Origin of the sequence: Hahella ganghwensis DSM 17046 (genome assembly GCF_000376785.1) — a bacterium.
In the GTDB taxonomy this organism is placed as follows: domain Bacteria; phylum Pseudomonadota; class Gammaproteobacteria; order Pseudomonadales; family Oleiphilaceae; genus Hahella; species Hahella ganghwensis.
In genome coordinates this window covers 19,968-45,431 of the sequence record NZ_AQXX01000088.1, presented here as the reverse complement: position 1 = coordinate 45,431, position 25,464 = coordinate 19,968, and the positions used below count along the sequence as shown (strand labels likewise).

The following is a 25,464-nucleotide window of genomic DNA, read 5'->3' as shown; positions in this document are numbered from 1 at the left end:
TGCTCGGGAGTTAGCTTCCCATTGCCTCGAAAAGCCTGGCCGTCATCTCTGCGATGTTCCCTTATCCAGCGGCCCAGCATATTGGGGGTAATCCCAAGGCTTCGAGCAGCATCGGTTTGACTGTAGCCTTGATCCAGAACCAGGCTGATGGCATCCAATTTAAATTCTTTTGAGTACTTCTTTCGTGTGGTCAATTTCTTCATCTCCAGTTAGGGGTATTATCCTTAACTGGGTTGGTCTGTTCTATTAGGCCACGTCATGACGCCTCCAAAAAATCAGTCACCGTGCTTCATATTGCCGGAAACCTGAAGAAGCAGGTGCAGGGGAAATGGGGACAGGTAAATAAATCCGGCCCTCAGGCCAGAAATATCGACGAAGAGGCAAACTTCAGCAATATAGGTGGAAACTTGTCCAGGCGCTTCTCCATTACCAGTAAAGATGAGGCCGATTATGTTCCAGGTAGGGCCGCTTTTATTATTGGCATAAGGGCGAGTCAGGGAGAGTGGCGCTTCTATACTCAGGTGTTCAAGGATATGGAAATGGCGAGCTTTGATGACAAGCTGGTTGAAATTTTTGTCCCAAGAAAGCCGATTCTGCAGTAATCTCAGTAAAAATTCCTGTTGGGCAGGGAAGCCTGGCTGGAGAATGTAATGGCTTTGAGAGTTAAGCGGGGGCTGGTATGCCGGCCACTAGAACACGGTTTGAGACGTTGTAGTGAATAGAAGAGCATTGATCGATCGACAAGAGTTTGATCTCCATTATCTATACAAGATGATGAGGTCATTATTTCCCAGGAAGAATGACTGCGCCACGTTGAGCGATTTGGCAGAGGTGGTGGACGAGTTAAGGTTATTTTCCATTACTACCAGGTTGCAGGTCAGGACTTTACTTAAGAAACATCGACGCCAATTGTTAATCATCGATAAAGAGCCTTTGGATGCCTTTCATCAGCGTCTGTATAGAGAAGATATGGGAGATGAAAGATATCTCGATGCTATCCGTAGGCAATATTGGTTTTGCTATCCAGCTCTGGTCAGAATAGCAATGGAAATTGAGTTTGGTGACCGATATGAGCAATTCGCGAGAGAGCGTGACGGATAATGATCAATCTAAACTCGATGATTGAGATGGTGTGTTTATGATCCTCGCAGTAGATGTCCAATACGCAGACGATTCTGCATTCGTCGCAGGTGTATTATTTCGAGAATGGGATGCCGCCTCTCCGGATAAGGAATTTGTCAGCGTTCTGCATCAGGTTGCGGAATATGAGCCCGGTAAATTCTACAAAAGGGAGCTTCCCTGCATCCTGAAGCTGCTTGAAGAACATGCACTGAAGCCATCAACGATTATTGTTGATGGCTACGTGTATCTTGATGGCGATCAAAGGCCAGGTTTGGGAAAGCATCTCTTTGATTCTCTGAAAGAAGAGGTTGATGTAATAGGTGTGGCAAAGAAGCCTTTCGCCGGTATTGGTCATGAGTGTGAAATATACCGGGGTGAAAGCAGCAAGCCTCTTTATGTAACGGCGACTGGTGAATTGGGTGTTGCGAAAGAACTCATTGCCAGCATGCACGGCAAGCATCGGATACCAGTCCTGTTGAAGCGAGTAGATCAACTGTGTCGAGAAGCGCATAAAATGGCGGCAAATCAATAATGGAGCGCCGTGAAATTGCACGGGTATATAAGGGCGAAGCGGGAGGCGTTTTAGACGTATTCTAAATCCTTCTATTCGTCAGCTCTTACCAGGACAGATCGAAATCACAGGGTGATTCTGGAGAAGAATAAGGGCTAAAGTCTGCTCTATTTGAATCATTGTGCTTGGCTCGGGCCATATCTCGTGCATTTTTTTCTTTTTGAATTTGCTTTATTTCTTCTTCGCTAAATAATTGAGATTCGGGCAGTGGTTCGCCGCAATAGATACAGGTCGACGTGAGTGTTTTCTGAATCTTTCTACCACAGCTGAAACAATCACCTTTATCCATTAATTACCGCTCCTTTATAAAAATAAGGTGGGCCTAAATCAGTTCAAGGCCCCGTGCGATTTTGATACTACTGCATTGTGTCTGGCTTGGCGACGGTCTTTATCTACTTTAGAGTAGAGAAGCATATCTAAGCTTACTAGTGGTGCTTAATTTAATTCAGGCAACGTATGAATATTCAGCTTTTTAGCGATTTGCACATTGAATTCGAAGATTTTGAGGCGCATTGTGATGGTGCAGATGTTGTTGTTTTCGCAGGTGATATCCATATTGGTGTAAAAGGAATTGAATGGATCGAACGCCAGAACATTAATTGCCCAATTATTTATGTTCTGGGTAACCATGAATATTATCGGCATAAATATCCGAGTCTTATTCGTAAGGTGAAAGCCAGGGTTGCTGGCACCAATATACATGTGCTGGAAAACGAGAGTGTCGATATCAATGGTGTCAGGTTTCATGGTGCGACACTTTGGACAAACTTTGAACTTTATGGTAATCCAAAGGTCGCCGGTTATGAGTGTCAGCAGGTGATGACTGATTTTAAGAAGATCAGAAAGGAGCCTTCTTATTCAAAATTGCGATCTCTGGATGTTGCCATAATTCATGCCCACTCCATGCACTGGCTTTCCCAAAGTCTGAATGATTCCCCCGCGGCTTTAAATGTGGTCGTTACGCATCATGCGCCAAGTATCAAATCAGTACCGCAAAGGTATAAAGAAAATATCGTCACGGCAGCGTATGCTTCGAACCTCGAGAGTTTTATTGAAGAATTCAAACCAGATCTCTGGCTTCATGGTCACCTTCATAATTCAAGCAACTACTATGTAGGTTGCTGCAATATTCGTTGCAATCCTAGAGGGTACGTGGATGAACGCAATGCCGAGTTTGATCCGAGGCTACTCATTAGTCTCCCTTCCACTTAAACATGGATGAGGAGATTGCAGACACAGATTTGCGTTGAGCGGGGCAAAATTCATATCCGTTAAATCAAATTACAATCAAAGATACCCGGAAGGATGGTCATGAACGAGAATGAATTCTGGAGCATTATCGGTATGCTCAATTGGGAAGAGGTTGGGGATGACGAAGCTGTTGTCGAGCCTTTGGTCAACTATTTATCCAGTAAATCCGACGAAGAAATCTTTCAGTTTGAAGAGATATTAGCTCAGAAGCTTCATGCACTTGATACTAGGTCTCATGCTAAAGAAATAGGTGAAGACGCATACGTCAATGAAGAGCAGTACTTCTCTTTAGATGCCTTTTTGTATGCAAGATGTGTTGTTGTGGCTAACGGGAATGACTTGTTTGAGCGTACCTTGAGAAATCCTGCAGACTTTCCGAAGAATATGGAGTTCGAGGCGATACTCTATGTCGCGCAGGAAGCCTACGAACAAAAAAATGGTAAAGAGTGGGAGTATGTGTCTCCAACAGACTATGAAACCTATAAAAATATCAGTGGTTGGCAATAAAGCTTTGTTATATCTCTATCAGCCAGTATATAAGAATGCTGAGACCCCCAAAGCTATCCGCCCAGAAGTATCTTAAGCAGTTATGAGCCAATTTCTGATCGTTATTAAAAAAGAAAACCCAAAAACTACTGTCCCCAATATTACATTCAGTGACCCAAAACACCCGCAGTCAATATTCTCAGAAGTCATAGGGCACTACGGAATTGACCCATCCCAGGCTTGGGCTGTGCTGGATGATACTGGTGATACCTCCCATAATCTATTTTCCGGCGCTGGATTTGAAATGACCCGCGGTACCATGCTGTCTGAAACAGAGCTTGGTGTGCTGCTGAATGAGTTGATGAATGCGGGAGCAGGCTTGATAGCATGGAATGCATGTGATTATCAGGATCTTAAATCGATAAACAGCATGTCTGAATTGACGGAATACCTTAATCAGGAGCTGGGTACGGGCTTTGGTGAGGTTTACTTTAGGTACGGTTTGGCGTGAATATTTATCTGTATCAGTCTTTCAGGCGATACATCTGGTCGTCAAATTTTAAGCAATATCAGTCTCCTAAAGCGCCGCTGAAGCCAATAATTATTTCCTATCAATTCCATTGCGCTATTCAACTTCTATGAATTCTGAATATCGTTAGGATTCCTTCCGAGAGCGACAAAAAAGAAATTTCATTGGATACTCAGAATGAGTCAGGAGACCCTATGCTCAAATCAGCCTCTTTGGCCGTAATGGCATTGTCGCTTTCAATGTCGGTAAGCGCAGAAAATAACCCATTAACCCGTGACAACGGCGCTCCGGTTGGAGATAACCAGAATTCCTATACTGCCGGAAGCGATGGTGCCGTCCTGTTACAGGATGTTCAACTTATCCAAAAACTCCAGCGGTTTGCCCGGGAACGTATTCCCGAACGTGTCGTTCATGCTCGTGGAACCGGAGTGCATGGGGAGTTTGTGGCGACTCGTGACCTCAAAGAATTAACCAAGGCTTCTTTGTTTGAAGAAGGTAAAGTCACGCCAGTATTTGTCAGGTTTTCTACAGTTATTCACTCAAAAGGGTCTCCTGAAACTCTGAGGGATCCGCGAGGGTTCGCCACTAAATTCTATACCGATGAAGGTAACTGGGATCTGGTGGGTAATAATCTTCCGGTATTCTTTATCCGCGATGCAATCAAGTTTCCCGACATGGTTCACTCGCTGAAACCATCTCCTGTTACCAATCAACAGCATCCTAACCGCTTTTTTGATTTCTTCAGTCATGTGCCTGAGTCAACTCACATGTTGACCTGGGTTTATTCCGATTACGGAACTCCTGCGAATCTCAGGCAAATGGACGGCTGGGGAGTGCATGCATATAAGTTCGTCGATACGGACGGTGACGTCAGTTATGTCAAATTCCACTGGAAAAGCCAGCAGGGAATTAAGAACCTGACGGCAGAAGAAGCGGGTGAAATTCAGTCAAAAGATTTCAGTCATGCCACCAATGATATGTATGGGCAGATTGCGGCTGGAAATTTTCCCAAGTGGGATCTCTATATAAAAGTGCTGGAGCCGTCTGACTTGAATGACTTTGATTATAACCCTCTGGATGCCACGAAAATGTGGCTGGATATTGAAGAGGTCAAGGTAGGGACCATGACCCTGAATCGTACACCTGACAACTTTTTTCAGGAAACAGAACAGTCCGCTTTTGCTCCGGCCAATCTGGTGCCCGGCATCGAACCTTCTGAGGACCGGTTGCTACAGGGGCGTGTCTTTTCTTATGCCGATACACAACTCTACCGATTGGGAGCTAACCATCAACAATTGCCGATCAACCGGCCTCGTGTACCGGTAAGTAACTGGAATCAGGATGGTAAGGGCAATTATGGTTCCCAGACCTCTGATGTCAATTATCAGCCCAGTAGGCTTGATCCACGCCCCGAGGATATTCGTGAAAAGTGGAGTCGGAAAAGCTTATCCGGCAGCTACCAACAGCAAGCAATTAACAAGACCTTACCCTTTCACCAGGCAGGTGTGCTTTACCGAAGCTTCAGTGATTCCGAGAGAAAGAATCTGATCAGCAATCTTGCGGGAGACCTGGGTAAAGTAAAGGATGAGCAAACGAAATTGATCATGATTAGCCATTTTTTTAAGGCTGATAACGACTATGGTCAACGGCTGGCCGCAGCATTGAATGCTGATCTTGGGAAAGTGAAACAGCTGGCACAGTCTCTCTAGCCTTTTGGCGAGGGGGAAGTCTGCCGGGCTGAGTCGCTCTCACTTCTACAGTTCGGCAGGCTTTTTTTAGAGCATTATCCCCTTAGACTTGAGGGGGGGAAGCTATAAAGAAGGTAATATTATGACCAGAATTCTGGCGATTTTCTTGCTGGTTGTCACTTGTCTTGGGCATTCATTTGTTAGCCATGGGGCTTCAGTTGAGGATGTCAAAGAAACGCAAAGCCCTGCTGAAATATCAAACTACCTCTCCAGGCAAACCGAAGAACTCATTGACTATTATTTCGCCGCCGCACGGGTTGGTGATCTGGAGCTGATGGAAGCGTTCAGAAGCTCCGGTATTTCCCTGAACCTCAGAAACCATAAAGGCTACACTCCATTGATGGTCGCCGCTTATAACGGCCAGGAGGTGATGGTTGATTATCTGCTGCAGTATGGTGCGGATGCTTGCGCAGAAGATAAACGAGGGAATACCGCACTGATGGCAGCGGTGTTTCGTGGTGAGCTACGCATTTCCAAACGCCTGATCTCTGCAGACTGCAATCCGGACCAGACAAACAAAAGGGGTATGACCGCTGCTATGTTTGCTGCGTTGTTCGGACGTGAAGATGTTTTGTTGGAATTAAAAAAGCGGGGAGCTGATTTGTCCAAGAAAGATATGTCCGGTAGTGATGCGGCATCCTTGGCTGCCGGGCAGGGAAATCGTGATTTATCTGAATTGATTGAATCTTTGCCAGATGAAAGAAATAGATGAGTCTACTTGAGATTATTTAGATCGTGTTTTTTGTAAATAATTTAAGAGCCTGCATCCAAATCGCTCCTGATGGTCGTCTTTAAAAATAACAAGAAAAGATACATGAACGCTCATTAAGGAGAACATCATGGCTTACGGCCTAAACAAATATCAAAGCAACAACACCATTCAGTTAGGGTTCAAAAACTTTCAATGGGTGCTTCCAGGGACGTTGGCGAGATCTTCACAGCCCAATTATAGGGGGCATGATCAGCCGCAGGAGTTGAGCTTCCTTCAGGTCGATTTTTTAAAAAGAAAAGGGATTACCTGTATTATCAGCTCAAATGAATATCCGATGGTAGAGCACAGTAAAACCCTGCTGAAAACCTATGGTATCTCCTACTATCATTTCAAAATTGGTGATTTTAGGGCTGCATCACCAGAACAGCTTTTAATAGCAGCGGACATCATTGAAACAAACAGAAAAAAAGGCGCCGCTCTTGTGTATTGCGGCTTTGGTCAAGGGCGCACGGGGACTGTTGTTGCCGGGTGGGCAATGACGAAGCATATGCCGAAACAGGCAGGTGTTGATATCAATGCAATGTGCAATCAGACTGTCTTGGGAGATAACTTTGGTGTTGAGAGGCCTGGACAGGTAGAGGCAATACGTGCTGCTGCGAAACTGCCGCAGGCTCAGGTTGCTCCGGGTAATCTGCCTCTGCTGTCAGGGCAAGGTTCAGGGATGAGCTTTCCGGGAGGGCTTTCAGGTATCAGTTTGCCTGATGATGCGAGTGTTTCATCGCACTTCTTTCCAAACTTCGGTTCAGGGGGAAGCGGATTGTTTTAGTCGGCTTTTCAGTTCTTTAGGGTTTCGATTAAAAATATATCGTCAATCATAAAAAATCGCGAGGTATAGTAACAGGCGCCTTGGTGATATTTATGCATCTATGATTCGCTCCTTCCTTATTTGAGAGAGGGAGTGAATACTCCCATCCTGCTTTTCCCTAAAAAACATTTACGGCAAGACGAAATATACGGCCAAGCAATAGGACGGGTACAGCTAATATAGAGCGCGCTGCTGTCTGCCATAGTGCCTTCTATGCACTTTGGCGGACAGGTTATTGGATCATAACCTTCTCATAACTTTTATTGGGCTACGATGGTTACTTTATTTGCATGCAGTAGCTGATAATGTATCGAACTATTTGTTTCTTCCTCCAAAAGAACCCCCAGCATAATCATTTCATTCGATTGAAACGTACCATCCCAATCCTGATGTTTGCAGCCGTTTTGAGTGCCTGCAGTTCCGGCAGTTCGGTCGGAAGTTCAAAAGATACTGAAAACACTGGAGAACCATCCGCAGACAATTCCTCCCAACGCTGGGTGCCGACTCCGGGAGCTTTATGGGTCTGGCATCTGCAGGATTATGACAATCTGGATGTTGATGAGAATACGGAAGTCTATGATATCGATCTCTTTGAAGGCGCGGAAAGCCTCGTAAAGCAGTTAAAAGCTCGTGGAAAAAAAGTGATCTGCTACTTCAGCGCCGGAACTCGCGAAGACTGGCGCCCTGATGCTGACAAATTTACGGAAGCATCCGTCATCGCGGAGGGTGGTTTGGAAAATTGGCCTGATGAGACCTGGTTGAATATTGGTGACTCGGAGGCTTTGAGCGGCACTATAAAACCCATTTTAGAAGCAAGGCTAGACCTGGCCAGGGATAGTGGCTGTGATGCAGTGGAACCAGATAATGTGGATGGTTATGCCAATGTTGAAGAAACCCGGGGGATGATATCTGCGGCTGACCAGCTCGCCTTCAACCTTTGGCTGGCAGAAGCTGCGCACAACCGAAACCTGAGTATAGGTCTGAAAAACGATCTGGATCAGCTGGATGAGTTGGTCGACCATTATGATTTCGCGGTGAATGAGCAGTGTTTTGCCTACGGCAACGAATGTGTCCTCTATGAAGATACGTTTCTGGCTGCCGGCAAAGCGGTTTTTAATCAGGAATACTATGAGGATGGCGCAGAAGGTGAGATTGGTCAGGCACAATTTCTCAATAACGCCTGCGCCTACTTTCTCAGTGCGGGAATTTCAGCCCTTTGGAAGCAAGGGTATGATTTGGATGGCAGGAATGTGATGACCTGCCCTGAATAAGCTTCTGTGGATGCTGATCCGGTAAAACTGGTTATCCAATGGGATCGATCAAGGTGCGATGTAACGCCAGTCGGCCGGATTCTCAATCAGTCTATTTAAGTAGCGGTCAAATTCAATCTTTTGCTGGGGTGTCAGGTACTGCATAAATGGCGCCCAGTAACTTTCATCTGCGTACAGGGAAGGTAGTACAGCATTGATGGTCTCGATGATTTTTGCACCGACAGGGGTCTTGGGGCATCCGACGCGCGTGTAGTGAAGAATACCTCTCTCCTCTTCAACGGAAACTGGCACTATACCTTTCAGGTGCCTTAACTCCTCTGAGGCTAATGTGTAGTGCATCATATCTGCATACTCGAGCATAAAATCGATACGTCCAAGGTGCAGCATGCCAGCCAATGGGATTGTCATTTCCGATTGAGTGAGTCGCAAAACGTTTTTTGTATGTTCGTAGCGACTGATGACAGTCCTCAGTTCCGGACTGTAAGCGACTCCCGCTTTTAGTCCAAGTACCCCCAAACGGCTGTCCATTAGTGCATCCAGAGAAAGGTAGTCAGGTCTTCCGAGGCTTGAGTAGGTATCCTTCCGCATCCAGAGTTGCATTGGGGGAAAGATCTGATCCGGAAGTGAAAAGGTTAAAATCTCCTCTCTCTGTTGTGTGGGATAAATTCCGATAGAGCAGATATTTCTCTCCCTGACAAACTTGCTGCTGTTCAGGTAGGAGAACTTTGATTTGAGAAAATAATGTTTATATTCAGGCAGGTGCTCGATAATCTTAAACAGAAAGTTAGCGCCATATCCGCGCCATTGATCATCCTGGTCGGTATAGGTGTAGGGTGGCCAGTCGACCATCAGCCAATGAATTGGAGGTTTGTTTTCGCTATCCGCAAAGCACTGAAAGGCCAGCAAAAATAGTCCCAGCTGTAATGCTTTCAGACGGCTCCTGAGAGAGAGCATGGCGTTCACCATAAAACTGCAGAGTGTTACTAACTATAGTCGAGATTCGCTGGCATGCTTTTCTCCTCCATGAACCGCTATACTCCCTGCCGCATCGCCTGGTGCCCTTTTTTGTAACTTTTTAACGAGGGCTCTTTAGGCCGTAGTTCGTTTGTTTTGTATTGTTTTGCCAGATGGGGAATTTCCCGAATATGTTGAATCTACGCTTTTCTGTTGTCTTTTTTTGTGCTGCCTATGCAGTCTCTGCTCAGGCCGATGTTGGCTATGTCTTTCGGTTGGTGATGTGTGATTCTGAAAAGCGAGTATTTCACACTCGAGATGTCGTGATCTGGAATATAGATAGCCTGCTTTTTCCAGGTTTCTACTCCTCGCATGAAACAGAGTTCTCGGCACAGGCTGAGGCGCTTGAAAAGACCATTCCTGAAGTGGGGGTGACCAAAGAAGATGAAAAGACCCTTGCCAGAATCGAAGATCTTTATAAGCAGCACAAAACGATCGTTGCCGCACGCAATTGGGTCGATCATGAGGAGGCTCTGAAACAGATTGAGGACGCCTATGGGCTATACAGCTTTGGTGCCAAATGGGGGCGCTATTCGCCAGAGCCGATCGTTTGCGATCTCGGCTCGGTCGACATAATGATTGAAGCCGATAAGTGGCAGAGTGATTTTTTCAATAATGACGTTTATTACCGAGGAGATGCGCAGTTGACGGTAGTCCACTCCAGGTCAGGAAAGCGACAGACCTATTTTCCGGCCCTAGAAGGGATGCTGACTCTCCGGGCAGATACTGAAAGCGGTATTCTGATTGAATACTGCGAAGACACGGATAGTTGTGGCGAAGAGTGGGAGTATCATGGTGCCGAAAACCCTGATGGATCAGTTTCTATGCCGGAACAGCTCAGGCAACAGATTGATGCCTATATTCCTTAGGGAAAATGCGCATTCATTCGCTGAAAAGGGTCGCCACAACTCTTTACCAAAGTATGGGCTTTTTGACAGGGAGGCTTGTATTGCAAGGTAATGAAGGAGCGGTATGAAGCCGCTCCTTGTATCAGCAGGCAGGATAAACCCGTTAAGACATTCTGGTTTCTTCAGAATCTCTGCGCTGCATGCCTCTTATAAGCAGCAATAAGCTCAGTAGCCACCAGGAGGCGGAACCGCCACCACCGTCATCATTAGAGTTACTGCTGGATGAGCCGGAACTTGAGCCGGAGCTTGAGCCGGAATCGGTAGAGCCTGTGCCTGTGGTAACCGGTACCGGTAATGCGTCGTCATTCAGGATTTCACCATCTGCTGTCGTCTGATTCAGATACCCTGACGTAGGATTGCTGATCGTGACACGGAATGATTCATTGCTTTCGTAAATCGTGTCGCCGGTTGCCTCAACTGTAAAGGTACCGGAGAGCTCTCCAATGGCAAGAGACAGATTTCCTTCAGGGAAAGCCCCCCCGAAATCGGTTTTATCTGCTGGATTTTCTCCGATACCTTCCACAGAAAAGTCAACACTCATATTATTCACAGCCCACTCCCGGGTCACTCTGAATGTGTGGAGAGTTGAGCCGCTGTTGCCTTCGGTTTTGCCTGTATCAACAACAGAGAGAGAGATGCTGCCAGAGGTGTCGATGGATGTCAGAGTGAAATCTGACGGGGACATAGCGTAAAAGACGTTATCACTGCATTTAACTCTGATTCGGCCTTCCACAGTATCGGTATTCGGCATAATCACGGTTTCTGCCCCGTCGTTGTTAACGCCGGAGGCAATCTCAACCGGGAAAGTCACTCCACCATCTTTGGAAAGGGTAATGTCCACCTGGGAGCAGCTCACGGGTGCAAGATCGGTGTTGGCGACATTCCATATCACCTCCAGTGACTGTCCGCCGGTATAGTTGCCGAAACCGGGTGCAGTGACGCGGAATGGGCCGGAATCACGGTCTACGGTGAGGCGAACATCGTCCTGGTTGACACCATAATCACCAGATCTGACAGTAACTCTGAAATTCAGATTACGATCAGTTGTTGGCAGAGTTTCACCAAAGGAAGAGTTCAGGTCCCCGGAAATCACCGCGCTTAAGTCAGGAAAGTAACGGGTAGGGGAAGTGCTTCCCTGAAAGGAACGAAACAGTGGTCGGGTTCCATCATCAGTCGACATCTGGGTGGTGGTGGAAGACGACTCCCCGGTATCCATCTGCTCCCAGATGTAAGTTAGACCGGAAAGGTCCCCGGCATCCACATCATAAGCCTGGGCTGTGAGCATAAAGGGAGTGCTGGCCGGAATTACATAATCCTCGCCACCATCGACTGTGGGTGGCGTATTGCCAGTATTGACCAGCGTGCCGCAACTGGACGCGTAATCTGTGATGAATTCACGCATTTGCTCCAGGCTTCCGCCGTGGAAGAAGTCGTCAGAGCTGTTTTGAATGTTTTGTGAGCCGCAGAGCCCTGCGTAGGACATGATGGTCGAGCCGGAACCCACCTCCCAGGCGCTGCTGCCAGAACGGTTCCCGGAGCAGCTGCCACTGATGGCGTTAAAGGTATGGTCAGCGTCCATCTGGTGCCCGATTTCATGGGCCAGCAATCCGGTGACAAAGTATTCGAAACGCCCGTCCGGGTTGGATAGACCTGTGCGTCCTTTGGCTTTGCCACCATCCCAGCATGTCACTCCCAGTGTGGCCAGACCGCCGCCATACTGATTCAAAACATGGCCGATATCGTAGTTCGCCGAGCCGATCACGGAATCCAGATTCGTTTGGTTCTCATTCAGGAGGCTACCTGATGTGGTATAAGGGTCCGTGCTGGCGTTGGTGTAGACAATTTCGTCGTTGTTGCCGACGAGCTGGAAGCGTACAGCGACTTCTTTTTCATAGATCTGATTGATTCGGTTAATTGCCGACACGATAAATGCCTGGCCTTCCGCAACGGTGGGATTGGAGGAATCACTGCTGACAGAAGCGGTAAACTCTGCCGTCGCAGCCATGGCCATTCTGTATATCCGATAACTGTCACCGGAGGTGATTTTGGCGGCAACGGTTGGCTGAGCAAGAGATCTGAGGTAGGAGAATTCCTTTTCTGCTTCGTGTTCGTGCACCTCGGTTTCACAGGCGACAGGCTCTGTAGCGGGAATGTCTTCCTTAAAGAAGCCGCGATATTGAGAAACATTTCCAGTGGAACCAAAACTGCCTTCCGGTTCAATAATGATGGTTTCCCCGCCGGTATTCACATAGCCATGAAATCCTTGAGGGGTAGTATCTATACGTCCGCTGATACCTTTGTCGTCAACGCCGAAGACTTTATACGTTCTGATATCCGGATACTTTGCTTCCAGTTCTGGTGCCATGATCGGTGAATAAAAAGCTTCCAGGTGGATGTATCCGCCATCAGGTCGAGGATAATAGAACGTCAGGCCCTCCGGCTGACCTTCAAGGGGCGCATCCTGAAGATAAGTCTTCAGGCGATCAATGTCAGTTGCGATGCCGCGATACTGGAATGAGCTGTCTGCAACAGCTTTCCCTCTCAGGTCCAGCCATAAACCATCAGGCGATTCTGCGTGGGCGATACTCGCTATCATCAGCGAAAGTGGGGCGGCGAATAAGATTACCTTTTTCATGCTGGAAAGTTTTTTTCCTGGATAATGTCTCGTTAATAAAAGTGCTGATTGCATTTTTTTTGATTTTTTTAAAACCAGTTCGTCAAAGATCTCCAGAGTCTGCTCAGAAATCCGGTATCTTTTTGGGCTGAAGACTGGCTGGGTGTGCGGGAGGCTTCTTCAGTGTTGATCTGTCTGTCAGTTTCCTGAGCGTCTGCCTTCTGTCCGCGGGTCTGCTCATTGGACTGATTATTGACTTCCTGTTGAGCACCTTCGTTTATAGGTCTTGGAACATCGGGGAGGTCACGTTTGAAGAATACCCGGTACTGTTTTTGGTGAGCTGACGGATCAAAGGTTTTTTCCGGCTCTATCAGAATGCTTTGTCCTTCTGTCGTCAAAAACGCTTTAAATCCTGCATTCGTAAAATCAATTCGCCCGGACAGGGTGGGAAGATCCAGTCCCTTGACCTTGTAGGTGCGAATCTGGGGAAACTTTTCGGCAAGTTCTGGAGCCATTACTGGAGAATAAAAGGCTTCCATCTCGGTGAAGCGTCGATCAGGCAAGGGGAGAGTTAACTTCAAGCCTTGTGGTGATGTCTCTTCCGGTGCGCCTCGCAGGTGTTCGCGCAGTTCGTCGGCGTTCAGTGCGACAGCGAAAAAGGGGAAATCCTGAGCTTCCGGGGGCGTGTCCAAAGGCACCCAAAAACGATCGTCGGCCTCAACATTGAGAGACATTGCAAGCATTACGCCAGAAAGAAAAGGGAAGCGCCCAAATGCCAGAACCGGGCGGGTGTAAAAAATAGCCATTAACTGCACATGACATCCTCAGATAAAGCTGCCAAAACGATATTCGCCGGTGAATATCAAGGCAAACGGAGCAAAGCGCAATTTTAAATAAGAAGCTCTTTAACTTCGCCGTCCATTTGGCCTATATCGGCCTATTTGAGAACTGATTGGCGGCGTTACAAAAGTCTAACTTTTAACGCTTGTAGGTTACGTTTCGGGTGGTTTGAACAGAGAATTCGTTTGGTAAAGGGTCAAAGACAATTAAGAGGCAAAATACTGCGATGGTTAGTGGGCTCTTATGAAGCTGAAGGTGTTACGATTAATCTATATAAAAACAATGAGATAGAAGGTATTTCTAATATATTACATTAAAAATGGTTGAGCATTTTAGCTAACCCTGACGCATCAACGAATCAGAAACTCAATCGGAACAACTAGCTCCACTTCAGCTCCGGGAACTTCATTTGGGGGAGGAGGCAGAGGAGATGCACGATGTAAAAGATTGATAGCCTCCTGGTTAAGAGCGGTGTATTGAGTGGGTTGCAACAGTTCTGCCTGAAGTAACTGGCCCTGCCGATTAATCACAAAGCGCGCTATGACGGTTCCTTGTTCTCTTTTCTTTCGCGAGAGTCGTGGGTAGTGCTTTTCTCGGGCGAGGTAAGCCATTAACTCACTTTGCCAGTGGTATTTTGCCGTCGCAATTTTCGCCACACTGTAGCTCTGGGCAGGCGCTACGGACAGGTCTGTCTCCTGCGAAACCTGGGTTGACCGGGGGGCAGATGGGGGGGATGTTGACTCAGGCTTATCCCATTCAGGCTCACGGGTTGGCGTAGGTTTTTCATCATTTATGTCAGGCGAAATCTTTTCACTCGTTTTATCCGCCTCATCCGTGTCTGTTTTGAAGTCTTTTCGTTTTGGTAAATAAATGTCGGCAGAGTCTGTTATAGAGGGCTCCATTTGGGGAAGAGGGTTGGTAGGGACTGGTTTTGATTTTTGTTTTTGGGGGCTCTCTGTTTTGGTGGTTGGCTCTGAAACGGTCTTTGCCTTCTGAGTGTCGTTCAATACCTGTGAAGGCGAGCTTACCACAACACTCATCATGACAGGGATGGCAGTGGATACGGCGGCGGGCCTATGAATGGCGGGCTTTAGCAGCAAGGTAAAGGCAATGCCAGCATGGCACAGAAGTATCGCCACAAACGCTCCGATCCAATGAACAGTGGCGGATCTCAAGAAACGATGGGGCAGGGCTTGAGCGTCATTCTTCATCTGGCGGCAGTGGAATGCTCCAATCCCATCAGAGCAATTTTGAGATAGCCAGCGCCGCGCAAGTCATTAAGCAAACTCATCAGGGAATCGTAATCCACACGTTTGTCGGCCTGAATAAAGATCACCTGTTGCTTGTCATTCTGGGTAGCGGTATTCAGGATCTCTGACAGTTCGGGGCGAGAAACCCTTCTATCCTCTCCCAGCAGCAGTGTCCCATCAGTGTTCAGCGTCAGAATCACAGGGTCGTTCTCCTGCACTTGAGGTTCGGCCGTAGATGAAGGCAAATCCACGTTCACTGACACGGTGGACAAAGGCGCAACGACCATAAAAATAATCAGTAACACCAACATGACATCAATAAAAGGTGTGACGTTGATATCATGATTTTCCGGATAATCATCCTGTTTTTGCGGCAGCAACATGGCCATGGCGCTGATCCTCCGCGGAATTACTTGAAACTTTTCTCATGGTAGAGTCCCGGTTGACGAAATCAGGCCCCTGAGTCTCAAGCAGTTGTTGGTCAAGGTGACGACTCAGAAGTACAACCAGTTCCGAGGAGATTTCGGCCACATTGCGCCGATAATCAGCGAGTTTGCGGGAAAAAAGGTTGTAAAACAGCGCAGCAGGAATTGCGGCGATCAACCCGGCTGCGGTGGCAAGCAAGGCCTCGGCAATGCCGGGAGCGACCACCGCCAGGTTGGTCGTCTGGGTGCTGGCTATACCGATAAAGCTGTTCATAATGCCCCAGACTGTACCGAAAAGTCCGACAAAGGGCGCTGTGGAGCTAACGGACGCGAGGATGCCAATCCCCCTGCCGAGACTTGCGGTTTGCTGTGTTTCAGCATTGGTCAGACGGAGGGAAACTCGCTCCTTGATTCCTTCGGAAGGCAAAGAGGCTCTGCTATCTGTTGGCCAGAGGGCGCTCTGCTTTATACAGGCTTCTTGTCTTACAGATACCTCACGCTGGGCGGCCTCCAGCATTTGTCGTTCAGGGATGTAGACAGCCAGTAGGCTATCAAAGGCCTCCTCCAGCCGGTCCATATTCTTAAGGGTTCTGATCATTCTGGTGGTGCGGATACGGGCTGAACGCAACTGCAAGGTTTTTACCAGCCACACAGTCCAACTAAGGACCGACGCCCAAATCAAAATCACCATAACGCTCTGTACCACCCAATCGGCCTTACGGAACATGGTCAAAGGTGAAAGGTCGTGCAGTACCAGTTTGTTGTCTGTGACGACTCCGTCAGGTCTTGTCTTTTTGCTGTCGGTAGACGCGAGAGCTTTGGTCTCTGATTCAGCGATATCAACTGTTCTGGTGTTGGCTTCTTCGGCCTCGGGCGCCTGATTTTTTATCGCAGGAGATTCCGTCAACGAGGTATGTGAGGCAAAATTCTCTGATGCCGCGGTGTCGGAAGCAGCCCTGGTAATGCCATTATCGACTGCACCTGCTGCCATGGCAGAAAGAGCCAGGCCAACCAGGAAAACACATTCGCCTAACCGTATTTTCTTGTTCATGCTATTCAATGAATTCCTTTTGAAGGCGTTCTGTCGGGCAGCGTTCTGTCGGGCAGCGTTCTGTCGGGCAGCGTTTGCTTGGGTGTCCTCAAATATGGCGTCCTCAAATATGCTTCAGATTCCTTACCTGTATCATCCAGAGGGGCCTGAGTCATTGTTTCAGGTCGTGTCCACATCCAGATTGAGCCCAAAAGCATCGTAACCACTGCCGTCAGAATCCAGAGCGGGTGAAGCGACCAGAGCAACATTAATAGAACCGCAACCCCCATCATCATGCTGGCAAGCCATTTGGTATGACGACTGATCGCGCCGTGCTCCTGCCAGTTTTCGATGATCGGTCCAAAAACCGTGTGGCTCTTCATCCATTGATGCAGTCTCGGCGACCCTTTTGCCGACGCCCAGGCAGCCAGAAGTACGAATTCAGTTGTCGGCAACCCGGGTGTGACGACGCCAATCGCGGCGATGGCAAGACTCAGGTAAGCCAACATCCGGTATGCAAAGGCGCTATAGCCAGGAGATCTAAACACTGAGGAACCCGCATTCCGTCCCTTTAACAATCTCATGGCAGATGTTGTTCCACCAGATTGCGAACATATTGGAAGGCTGATTGACCGCCGGCACAGGCCATGGCGATGTCATCGTCGTTGAGGGGGATGGCGTCAAGGCAGGATTTGAACATACGCCAGTGACGTCCTCGTCCCTCACTGTGGCCGGCCAGATGTGCAGCACCATAGGTCGCTGAGAAACCGATGGCTTTGGCGTGTTTGAACAGAAATGCAGCTCCAAGATTAGAGCCCTCCAGTGTGTAGAGCCAACCTAATGCCGCCACCTTGTTCACTGCTGCGGGTTTCAGTTTTAGTGCCATTTCTTCCAGTTGATGCTTGGTGATGCCCAGATCCAGGCAGTCCTGAATCACCTGTTCCAGCCGACAAGAGTCTGACAGATTGGGAATCCATTGATTTAGTGATTCAATGTGGTAGAGCGGGGCCGTCATCCAATGAAAGCAGTACTGCATTTTGAGGAATCCCTGGTAACGTCCCGGATCACCGAAGGGGTCGGCACGCATGATGCGACGATCCAGACTTTCATGGTCGGTGGTAGTTTTCTCTTTCAGCAATACGGAAAGCGGTTTATTGCTGTTTGATACGATGGCTTTTGATGCCGGGAAGTCTTTAACCTGGACATGAACAGTCACTATCGGATACCTCAGTTGATGGTCTGTTTTTATTTCCCTTTTGGGTTATGACGTATAACGATAGAAAAGGGACAGCGCTCAGCATCGATCGAATGTTATTTTTTAGAGTCCCCGAAGGTCTCGCTTGTTTATTGGGAGCTCTTGTTTATTGGGAGAGGGCACTAGGTTCTTTGGCTGTCTGAAACTGGCTGGATACCAGCTGAATATGTTCTTCTGCGAGCATTCCGGCGACGGCATAAAGCCCAAGCCAGGATTTCAGGTAGTCATATCGGGTCTCTACCAGATCACGTCTGGCCTGGAAAAGCTGTCGCTCGGCATTCAGAATGTCCTGGTTGTCCCGTTCGCCTCCCTGCACACTTTTTTGTGTGGCCTCCACCAGTGCCTCAGCGCTGATAACAGCAAACGAACGCGCTTTAAGGCTGGACAGGCTGCTCATGCACTTTCGGTAGTAGCGTCTGATCTGGAGCTTTATTTCCTGCCGTCTGGCATCCAGTTCATAGCGAAATTGTGATTTGGTTGCACTGGCCTGCCTGGTGGCGGAAGAAACTTTGCCACCGGAGTACAGTGGCATCTGAATTCTGATGCCCACACTATGGGTGTCATACCGTTGTTGGTAAGTGTTTTCTGTATCTGATTCAGTGTCTCTTGCCGTTGCATAGAGGCTGACTCTGGGAAGATGTCCGCCTCGCTGGGCGTCCACCTCATGACTGGCCGCCCTGACTTTATGGTTCAGGGCACGTAATTCAGGATTCTGACTCAAGGCCAGACTAAGCCAGCGTCTTATATCGTTAGACAGCATGGGCAGATCTTTCTGCGATTCCTTTAAACGGGGAAGGGCGGCCATGGCTACTGGCTGCTCAATCAGGCTGGACAGTTCTCTAAGCGACAACTCAAATTCATCCTGAGCTTCAATGAGTTCGGTTTCAGCGATATACAGGCGGGATTGGGTTTCCAGTACTTCAGTCTGAGTTCCTTCGCCATGGTCTTTCAGGGCTTCCTTCCGGACCAGTAAAGCCTCATAGGACGACAGTTGCTGTTTCGCCAGGTCCAACTGATCTCGCGCCAGTAAAGCTTTGGTAAACGCTTCGAGGACTGTCATGGCCAAGGCGGAGTTTTTGCCAATCAGACGAAAATCCGATTCCAGCGTCTGCTGTTTGGCTTTCTGATAGGCAGCCCACGCACTGTAGTCAAACAGCGGTTGCTGCAAAACCAGGCTTGCGTTATGGCTCTGATAGTCTCGCTTTTCACTATTCGCAAAGGTACCGGATTGCTGCTCGACATCCGACCAATTCTGCGCCTGGCTGTAGTTCAAAGATAACGAGGGAAGCAGGCCCGCACGGCCTCGTGCGATATATTCCTGCGCAGCTTTGTGCTCTTCCTGGGCGGCAAGGTAGTCTGGGTTTTGGTGTAGCGCCAAAGTATAGGCTTCCTGATAATCCAGCGCGTTCGAGCAGAAAGAGGCGAAAAGCACCCAAATGGTCGTTAGCCAGCGCATTTATACTTCCCCCGCCATTGCGAGAGGTATGCGATCAAGCAACGGTTTAAAAAGATAGCTCAGCAATGAGCGTTCACCGTTGCGGATAAAAGCCTGCACTGGCATACCGGGAATAATCTTTAACCCATTCAGCTCCGCCATGGCACTCCCAGTCACCTCAATTTTTAAACCGTAATAAGCCTGTTGAGTGGCTGGGTCGGTCAGGCGATCGGCAGAGAGTTGTACCACCTTACCAGTGACCTTTGGTGTTTGGCTGCGGTTAAAAGCCGTAAACATAAGGTCCACAGGCTGTTGCAGTCTCATGCTATCCACCACATCCAACGGAAGACGTGCTTCTACTAGTAAAGGCTGGTTATCAGGCACAATTTCCATCAGTTTTTCTGCTGCGCTGACCACGCCTCCTTCTGTGAAGACCTTTAAATCCACTACACGGCCAGCCACCGGGGCAATAATACGGCTCTGTAATAGAGTCTGCTCTGCTGTGATCTTTCGCTCACGCTGACTTTCAATGTCCAGGCGAATCTCGGCCAATTGCGTCCGCAGATCTTGCTGGTAGCTGGCCTGTCGACGACTGATAAACAACTGTCGTTGAAGTTCTTGAGTCTGTCGAATAGTGGTGGCAAGGCTTGGGCTTGGGAGCGCGGCGCTGTCCTGTGTTTCCTTCCCTGGGGCAGCGTATTCCAAGTTTTGCAATAAGGCGGGAAAGTCGATTTCTGCAAGGCCTTCTTTCTCTGCCATCAGTCGGGCTTCAGTGGCCAGAGCGGTAAAATAATGACTTTGCGCAGCTTGAACTTTGACCTGCGGGACGGTGCTGTCCATCAACACCAGTATTTGCCCCTGTTGAACGTAGTCACCCTCCTGTATCAGAATGTTTTTGATAACACCGCCACTAGGGTGCTGCACCGCTTTTCGATTGCCCGCGACGGTGACAGCGCCTTCAACCACCACGCCACGGTCCAGCGGCGCCAATGCTGCCCAGGCGACAAAGCCGACGAAGCCAGCTATCACAATCATCCAGCCTATTCGGCTATATCGTCTGCTATCCGGATATTCTGACAGAGCACGGGGGCTCTCCTGAATCGAGTCTGCATAGATGGGTTGCGAACCTGGTGCGCTTGTTGTGTGCTTTTCAGTGCTCATTGCAGTAGTCATAGGATGGCTTAAATAACTTGCTAGTGATTGGGTGATTTAATAGAAGAACCAAGGGCGAACCCGATAGTTTTATTCCTGAGCCTCAGGTACCGATGTCTGAGCGCCGAAGCGATAAGAGATCTTCACGCCGGGATTGCCGGAGTCTGGTGGCGTCGAAGGCGATGGTTGCTGTGACGAAGGGGGAGTGCCTGTCTGAGCCTTTTGCCCTTTTAGTGCGGATAAAACCTTGGACGTTGAATCGAAGGATTGCAGTTCCCCGCCGCGTAAGGCCAGAATCTTATCGGTATGCGCCAGTACGCCGACCCGATGAGTGGCCAGAATTACGGTCTGGCCTGAGGATTTTAATTGTCGGATAGCATTGGCCAATGCGGCTTCACCGGTTTCATCGAGATTGGCGTTGGGCTCATCCAGTACGACGAGAGAAGGTTTGCCATACAGGGCTCTGGCCAGGGCGATTCTTTGCTTCTGTCCACCGGATAGTCCGGCTCCCCCCTCCGCAAGCATGGTGTCGTAGCCACCAGGGAGCGTTAAAATTAAATCATGAACCCCTGCCAGTTTGGCGGCTTCCACAATTTTGCCAGTATCCAGATCGCCAAACCGGGCGATATTTTCTCCGACGGTACCGCTGAAGAGGGAAACATCCTGTGGCAGATAGCCGATACTTGGCCCCAGTTCGGACTTGTCCCATTGCCGAATATCGGCCCCGTCCAGACGAATGTTCCCCAACCTGGGCGGCCAGGCACCCACAAGGGCGCGCAACAGAGAGGATTTTCCAGATCCAGATGCGCCGACAACCCCAAGTACCTCTCCAGCACCTAAAGTAAATGAGACGTTCACCAGGCTTGGTATTTTACCCCCCGGCGCAATCACACTAACGCCTTCTACTCGTAGGGCACCTTTAGGCTTGGCCAGAGACAGACCGGCCGATTTTGGAGGATAGGCGTCTAACAGCGCTTGCAAGCGGCGCTTGGCAATCTGAGTATTGGCCCATTGACGCCAGACACTCACCAACTGTTCCACAGGAGAGAGCATACGCCCAACCAGAATGGAACCTGCGACCATCATGCCCGGAGTGATTTCTCCTTGCAGTGCCAGGTAAGCACCGAGACCGAGCATAAAAGATTGCAGCGCCGTCCGAGTGGTTTTGGTTATCGCATTGATAAGGGCCGAGCGTTCGCTGGCGTCACTCTGATGAAGGAGAGATTGGCGATGAATGCGTTGCCAGCGTTGACGCAACTGGCCTAGGAGCCCCATGGCTTCAATCGTTTCCGCATGACGCAATTGGCTGGCGGCCAACTGACTGGATGACGCCATATATTCACTGGCTTTTTGTAATGAGTTTTTTGACCAGCGCTCATTGACACAGGCCAGGATCAATAGCAGCATTCCTCCAGCCAGGGCGAGACTCCCCAGCCATGGATGAAACAGAAAAATCACCAGTAGGTAAAACGGAAACCAGGGCGCATCGAAAAAAGCGAACAAGGTGCTGCCCGTCATAAACTGACGCACCTGGTTCAGATCATTGACGCCTTGTGAAGCGTCGGTTTGGGCGCCATTGAGCTGATGACGAAAACTGGCGTTGTAGACCCTTGCGCTGAGATGATAATCAAGTTGATCACCGATACGGATCACCAGCAGGCTTCGTACCCATTCCAGTGCTCCCATCAACATGTAGAGACCTGTCGCCAATAAGGTCAGCATTAACAATGTATAGCCATTGCCCGATGCCAGCACCCGGTCATAGACCTGCAGCATATAAATGGCCGGCACCAACATGAGAAGATTGATAACAGCACTGAAAACACCCACACTGCGAAAGGCCGACTTATGCAGCAATAATGCCTGGCGGATTGCTCCGCGGGCTGTCGCGGCCTTCATGCCAGGATATCTCCACTGGAAGCGCTTGAACGCCTCCTGATTCTTCCTGCTGCAACACCGGTTAATAGTAAGATCAGCAAGGAGTAGGGGGACAAACTGCCTCCACCGTTTCCATAATTCACATTATTTCCGTCATTGGTCACATCGTCTGCATCGACCCTGAGGGGGACTACTTCGCCGACCTGACCTCCCTTGATATCGTCATCGCAGGTCAGGGTATAGTAGTAAACACCGGGATCAGGACTGACTTCGATGCTACCCATTGTATTTTGGTTGCCACTCCATCCGTCACTGGGTGTGCCACCGCTGGCAATGCAGTTGGAAGCTGCATTGGTGGTCCAGGTGATTTGCACAGTTTCTCCAGCCTTTGCGACACCTGGTGTGGCAGTGATCCTAATGCTGGCTCCGGGAATGTCCCCCTGTAGGTCTACCTCGAATACGGTGCCACTCTGGTCGTTCTGCCAGATTTTGCCATTGGCACTGGTAAAACCTCGTCCTCCGTATCTTGTCGTGCCGTAAAGTTTGCCACTACTACCCATTAACACCCCGTTCGGGGCTTTGCCGTCACTGTCTTCGGCGACACCTGCCCGGAATGAATGCAGGTGCTCAAATCCACTGTTAATCACCTTGCCGTCAACGGTGACGTCGATTTCGGGTATCCTGAGCCGGTAAAGTGTACCGTCATAGGTGAGGTCGTAGAGTCCGCCGGGATAGTTTTCTCCCTGTAGATATCGGTCAACATCACTTTGGTGTTGACCTCCGCTCAACGTGGTGCCGTAGAGAAAACCGTCTTGAGCAATGGCCAGATAGCCCCTTGGCTGACTGCCATCTTCGCCGTTAAAGCGATGCAGGATAGTAAATTCACTGCCATCCGGTGCGATGCGATAAATTGCCCCGTGAACCATGGGACCATCGTAGTGAGGATAAGGGCTGGTCATGGCAGACTCGCCGTTTTTACTGAAAGTGGCACGATAGGCGCCTCCACACAACGGAGCTTCCCGGAGAGTCAGAGTTCCGCTGACGAATCGTCCCTGACTCAGGCAACTGCCGATAGAGGTGGTGCCGTAGAAATAACCGTCAGGGCCTTCCGCCAGATGAGCAAGGGTAGCACCGTTACTTGGCAGACGGGCAACCCCCAAACCGTTGTAAGCCAGGTCATACCAGGGAATTTCCCCTTCTTTTAGGGTAAAGGTGTGCAGTATCTCAAAGGTGTCGGGGTCTTTTGGATCAATTCGATACAGGGTACCTACCGGCGTGTCTTGGTCTGTGGGAGTGCCATCAACATAGGGAATGCCTCTTCGATAGGCTGTAATACCGTAAAGCCAGCCGTTGCTGGCTAAAGTCATGCCGTTGGGAAACTGCATTTGCCCAGCGGGGCCGGCACTGAACTGGTGAATGACGGAAAACTCGCCGGAATGAGAGACTTTAAAGAGCCGTCCATTGTTATCCGGTCCGCGATCCAAACCGTAGAGATTGTCTTCTTCGTCCAGTAATACGGCCCCGTTGGGGTGTTTCACTGTACCGATGGTAGAGTCCAGCAGCTCGAATCCCGTGCCGTCAAACTCCACTCTGAATACTGCACCATTCAGGACATCACTCTGATAGTCGCTGGTCGCTTTTCCTGAATAGGCGCTACCGTAATGATGGCCGGTTAAGGAACTCTCGACCATGGCTCCGGGAAAATCCCTTAGTTCCGTATCCTCGTGAATGGCTCCGAACAATGAATAATGGGAAGGTGTCGTTGGTAGGGTAAAAATACCTCCGCTAGCGAGTCCATATAGTTGTTTATTGTTCGCCTCTATTGGAGGTGCCAGGGGAGAAGAGGCGGCCGGCCAGCCGCTGGGACCACTGTTGTGCAATGAGGTAAGGTAATTGACCCGGACATCCGCGCTTTCCGCCTGTACCGGTAAACCGGACATAGTGCCCAGCAGACATAACAGAGCAGTTAACGGGCGCAGTTTGGGGAGATCAGCCATGGTGTTTCCAGTTGTATAAATGAATGTGTAAAAGGTGCGCTTAACAAAGCAAGCTCGTAGCCTGAATAAGGTGCCCCTATAAAGGAGGCACCGTTGGTTCAAAAATATTCTAAAGTCAGGCAGCAAATGCCAGTTCAGACTCTGTGGTTTCTGCAACACCCAGTATTTCAGCCAACTGGTTCGCTTCGGTATAACCATTGTCGGCGAGGATGTTAACCAGATCAGAGGCATCACCGTCTTTCAGTGCATTGATCAGGTTATGGGTATCGTTGTTGCCGGTATTGCGACCAATGACATCGCCATTAGCGTCCAGCCCACCGTTGAGACCAATGCTGTTCAAACCGTCGATGCTGACCAGTTCTTCGCTGAAGCTGTACTCTCCAGTTGTTGAGTCCTGCTCCAAACCGCTACCGAAAGTAATGGAAGCTATTTCGCCGTACATCGTGTGAGAAGGGCCGGAGAAGAAGGTGTAGTTCAGGTAGCTGCCATCGGCGGCTTCGACAATAAATCCGAGATCCAGGCCGTCAGCCTCTCCTTCAAGGACATATTGGGTACCGGAGAAGGGGCCAAAAATATTCCCCCATATGCCAGTATCAACTACCGGGTCAGGATCTTCCTGTCCCGCAAAAGCGCCTGGATTTTCACTATGATCAGCGACATCGAAATGGCTTTCGTAAGCAGTAAAGAAACTGTCAAGATCAGCCCAGGACACAGGTGTTGCGTTGTCATAATCGTAAAAGGTATCGCCATAGGTCACTGTAATGGCCATAATGATTTCTCCTTAATGACTGTTATATACTGGTAGCGGCTTTTAACTTGCTACTTAGGTTATGGCGGCCTTGCCGGGCCGCCGTTATTTTTTCGGATGCTGCCTTAATTGGAGGCTGACCCGAAAAATCGTTTGTTCCATTTATATGTCTGCCCAAATATTCAGCCATTTCTCATGGTGAGATTTTGAAGATCAATTTGGGGCAGATGGGTGTTTGCAGGTTCTGCCAAGGATTCCGGCCAGGCCCAGCAGCAGGATCATCAAGGGGTTGATAGCGCCGCCACCGGAAGCTCCGCCACTGGAAGCACCACCGTTGTCGTCTTCACCTTCTGATCCATCATT

At 49.1% G+C, this 25,464-nt stretch carries 27 protein-coding genes; 12 read left to right on the top strand and 15 right to left on the bottom strand.

Annotated elements, in window-relative coordinates; genetic code table 11:
* On the bottom strand, nt 1-194 hold a 194-nt coding region (locus F566_RS0106825; RefSeq protein ID WP_026179818.1), incomplete at its 3' end, for a transposase.
* A 90-nt stretch (nt 195-284) separates the two neighbouring features.
* Between F566_RS0106825 and F566_RS0106820 the strand changes: the two genes are divergently transcribed.
* From F566_RS0106820 to F566_RS0106810, 3 genes are all read left to right on the top strand, one after another.
* Entirely contained in the window at nt 285-602 is a 318-nt protein-coding gene (locus F566_RS0106820) for a hypothetical protein (protein ID WP_157496691.1), read from the top strand.
* Between the two features lie 112 nt (nt 603-714).
* Nucleotides 715-1,101: a hypothetical protein gene (locus tag F566_RS0106815; protein ID WP_026179817.1), complete on the top strand. Its 387-nt coding sequence runs from the start codon at nt 715-717 to the stop codon at nt 1,099-1,101.
* Between the two features lie 37 nt (nt 1,102-1,138).
* On the top strand, nt 1,139-1,654 hold the full coding sequence (locus F566_RS0106810; protein WP_020406239.1) for an endonuclease V: 516 nt from the start codon (nt 1,139-1,141) through the stop codon (nt 1,652-1,654).
* Nucleotides 1,655-1,739: 85 nt separating this feature from the next.
* Here the strand turns inward: F566_RS0106810 and F566_RS0106805 are convergent, their stop codons facing one another.
* Nucleotides 1,740-1,982, bottom strand: a complete 243-nt coding sequence (locus tag F566_RS0106805) for a hypothetical protein (RefSeq protein ID WP_020406238.1) — start codon at nt 1,980-1,982, stop codon at nt 1,740-1,742.
* A gap of 167 nt (nt 1,983-2,149) precedes the next feature.
* On the opposite strand from F566_RS0106805, the gene F566_RS0106800 reads away from it, so the two are divergent.
* The 7 genes from F566_RS0106800 to F566_RS0106770 all read left to right on the top strand — a co-directional run bounded on the left by F566_RS0106800 (nt 2,150) and on the right by F566_RS0106770 (nt 8,555).
* Nucleotides 2,150-2,905: a metallophosphoesterase gene (locus F566_RS0106800; protein WP_020406237.1), complete on the top strand. Its 756-nt coding sequence runs from the start codon at nt 2,150-2,152 to the stop codon at nt 2,903-2,905.
* A 99-nt stretch (nt 2,906-3,004) separates the two neighbouring features.
* Nucleotides 3,005-3,451 (top strand): DUF4240 domain-containing protein, encoded by a 447-nt coding sequence (locus F566_RS0106795; protein WP_020406236.1) that lies wholly within the window; start codon nt 3,005-3,007, stop codon nt 3,449-3,451.
* A gap of 82 nt (nt 3,452-3,533) precedes the next feature.
* Complete coding sequence (locus F566_RS0106790; RefSeq protein WP_020406235.1) at nt 3,534-3,941, top strand: hypothetical protein; 408 nt, start codon at nt 3,534-3,536, stop codon at nt 3,939-3,941.
* Between the two features lie 212 nt (nt 3,942-4,153).
* On the top strand, nt 4,154-5,668 hold the full coding sequence (locus tag F566_RS0106785; protein WP_020406234.1) for a catalase: 1,515 nt from the start codon (nt 4,154-4,156) through the stop codon (nt 5,666-5,668).
* 121 nt (nt 5,669-5,789) lie between these two features.
* The gene (locus F566_RS32160) at nt 5,790-6,419 is read left to right on the top strand and encodes an ankyrin repeat domain-containing protein (protein WP_020406233.1); all 630 of its coding nucleotides are present in this window, start codon (nt 5,790-5,792) and stop codon (nt 6,417-6,419) included.
* A gap of 127 nt (nt 6,420-6,546) precedes the next feature.
* Complete coding sequence (locus F566_RS0106775; protein ID WP_020406232.1) at nt 6,547-7,245, top strand: phosphatase domain-containing putative toxin; 699 nt, start codon at nt 6,547-6,549, stop codon at nt 7,243-7,245.
* Between the two features lie 404 nt (nt 7,246-7,649).
* Nucleotides 7,650-8,555 (top strand): endo alpha-1,4 polygalactosaminidase, encoded by a 906-nt coding sequence (locus F566_RS0106770; RefSeq protein ID WP_026179816.1) that lies wholly within the window; start codon nt 7,650-7,652, stop codon nt 8,553-8,555.
* Nucleotides 8,556-8,603: 48 nt separating this feature from the next.
* On the opposite strand, the gene F566_RS0106765 is transcribed toward F566_RS0106770, so the two are convergent.
* On the bottom strand, nt 8,604-9,509 hold the full coding sequence (locus tag F566_RS0106765) for a hypothetical protein (RefSeq protein ID WP_020406230.1): 906 nt from the start codon (nt 9,507-9,509) through the stop codon (nt 8,604-8,606).
* Between the two features lie 191 nt (nt 9,510-9,700).
* Here F566_RS0106765 and F566_RS0106760 point away from each other — a divergent pair, with 191 nt between their 5' ends.
* Nucleotides 9,701-10,438: a hypothetical protein gene (locus F566_RS0106760; protein WP_020406229.1), complete on the top strand. Its 738-nt coding sequence runs from the start codon at nt 9,701-9,703 to the stop codon at nt 10,436-10,438.
* Between the two features lie 142 nt (nt 10,439-10,580).
* On the opposite strand, the gene F566_RS32155 is transcribed toward F566_RS0106760, so the two are convergent.
* From F566_RS32155 to F566_RS0106700, 12 genes are all read right to left on the bottom strand, one after another.
* Nucleotides 10,581-13,112 (bottom strand): reprolysin-like metallopeptidase, encoded by a 2,532-nt coding sequence (locus F566_RS32155; protein ID WP_020406228.1) that lies wholly within the window; start codon nt 13,110-13,112, stop codon nt 10,581-10,583.
* Nucleotides 13,113-13,180: 68 nt separating this feature from the next.
* On the bottom strand, nt 13,181-13,897 hold the full coding sequence (locus tag F566_RS0106750) for a hypothetical protein (RefSeq protein WP_020406227.1): 717 nt from the start codon (nt 13,895-13,897) through the stop codon (nt 13,181-13,183).
* Nucleotides 13,898-14,281: 384 nt separating this feature from the next.
* Nucleotides 14,282-15,070, bottom strand: a complete 789-nt coding sequence (locus F566_RS0106745; RefSeq protein ID WP_157496689.1) for an energy transducer TonB — start codon at nt 15,068-15,070, stop codon at nt 14,282-14,284.
* A gap of 68 nt (nt 15,071-15,138) precedes the next feature.
* Nucleotides 15,139-15,570 (bottom strand): TonB system transport protein ExbD, encoded by a 432-nt coding sequence (gene exbD, locus F566_RS0106740; protein ID WP_020406225.1) that lies wholly within the window; start codon nt 15,568-15,570, stop codon nt 15,139-15,141.
* Entirely contained in the window at nt 15,539-16,657 is a 1,119-nt protein-coding gene (gene exbB / locus F566_RS32150) for a tonB-system energizer ExbB (RefSeq protein ID WP_020406224.1), read from the bottom strand. Before exbB ends, exbD begins: the two co-directional genes overlap by 32 nt.
* A 5-nt stretch (nt 16,658-16,662) precedes the next feature.
* Nucleotides 16,663-17,220: a YbaN family protein gene (locus F566_RS32145; RefSeq protein ID WP_020406223.1), complete on the bottom strand. Its 558-nt coding sequence runs from the start codon at nt 17,218-17,220 to the stop codon at nt 16,663-16,665.
* Nucleotides 17,217-17,852 (bottom strand): biliverdin-producing heme oxygenase, encoded by a 636-nt coding sequence (locus F566_RS0106725; RefSeq protein WP_020406222.1) that lies wholly within the window; start codon nt 17,850-17,852, stop codon nt 17,217-17,219. The genes F566_RS32145 and F566_RS0106725 overlap by 4 nt, the downstream gene beginning before the upstream one ends.
* A gap of 145 nt (nt 17,853-17,997) precedes the next feature.
* Nucleotides 17,998-19,347: a TolC family outer membrane protein gene (locus F566_RS0106720; RefSeq protein WP_020406221.1), complete on the bottom strand. Its 1,350-nt coding sequence runs from the start codon at nt 19,345-19,347 to the stop codon at nt 17,998-18,000.
* Nucleotides 19,348-20,487, bottom strand: a complete 1,140-nt coding sequence (locus F566_RS0106715; RefSeq protein WP_157496688.1) for a beta-barrel domain-containing protein — start codon at nt 20,485-20,487, stop codon at nt 19,348-19,350.
* Nucleotides 20,488-20,568: 81 nt separating this feature from the next.
* Entirely contained in the window at nt 20,569-22,377 is a 1,809-nt protein-coding gene (locus F566_RS0106710; RefSeq protein WP_020406219.1) for a type I secretion system permease/ATPase, read from the bottom strand.
* The gene (locus tag F566_RS0106705) at nt 22,374-24,353 is read right to left on the bottom strand and encodes a choice-of-anchor tandem repeat GloVer-containing protein (protein ID WP_020406218.1); all 1,980 of its coding nucleotides are present in this window, start codon (nt 24,351-24,353) and stop codon (nt 22,374-22,376) included. Before F566_RS0106705 ends, F566_RS0106710 begins: the two co-directional genes overlap by 4 nt.
* 115 nt (nt 24,354-24,468) lie before the next feature.
* On the bottom strand, nt 24,469-25,122 hold the full coding sequence (locus tag F566_RS0106700; protein WP_020406217.1) for a heme acquisition protein HasA: 654 nt from the start codon (nt 25,120-25,122) through the stop codon (nt 24,469-24,471).
* A gap of 210 nt (nt 25,123-25,332) precedes the next feature.
* On the opposite strand from F566_RS0106700, the gene F566_RS37900 reads away from it, so the two are divergent.
* Entirely contained in the window at nt 25,333-25,455 is a 123-nt protein-coding gene (locus F566_RS37900; RefSeq protein WP_020406216.1) for a hypothetical protein, read from the top strand.
* The last annotated feature ends 9 nt before the right edge of the window (nt 25,456-25,464 follow it).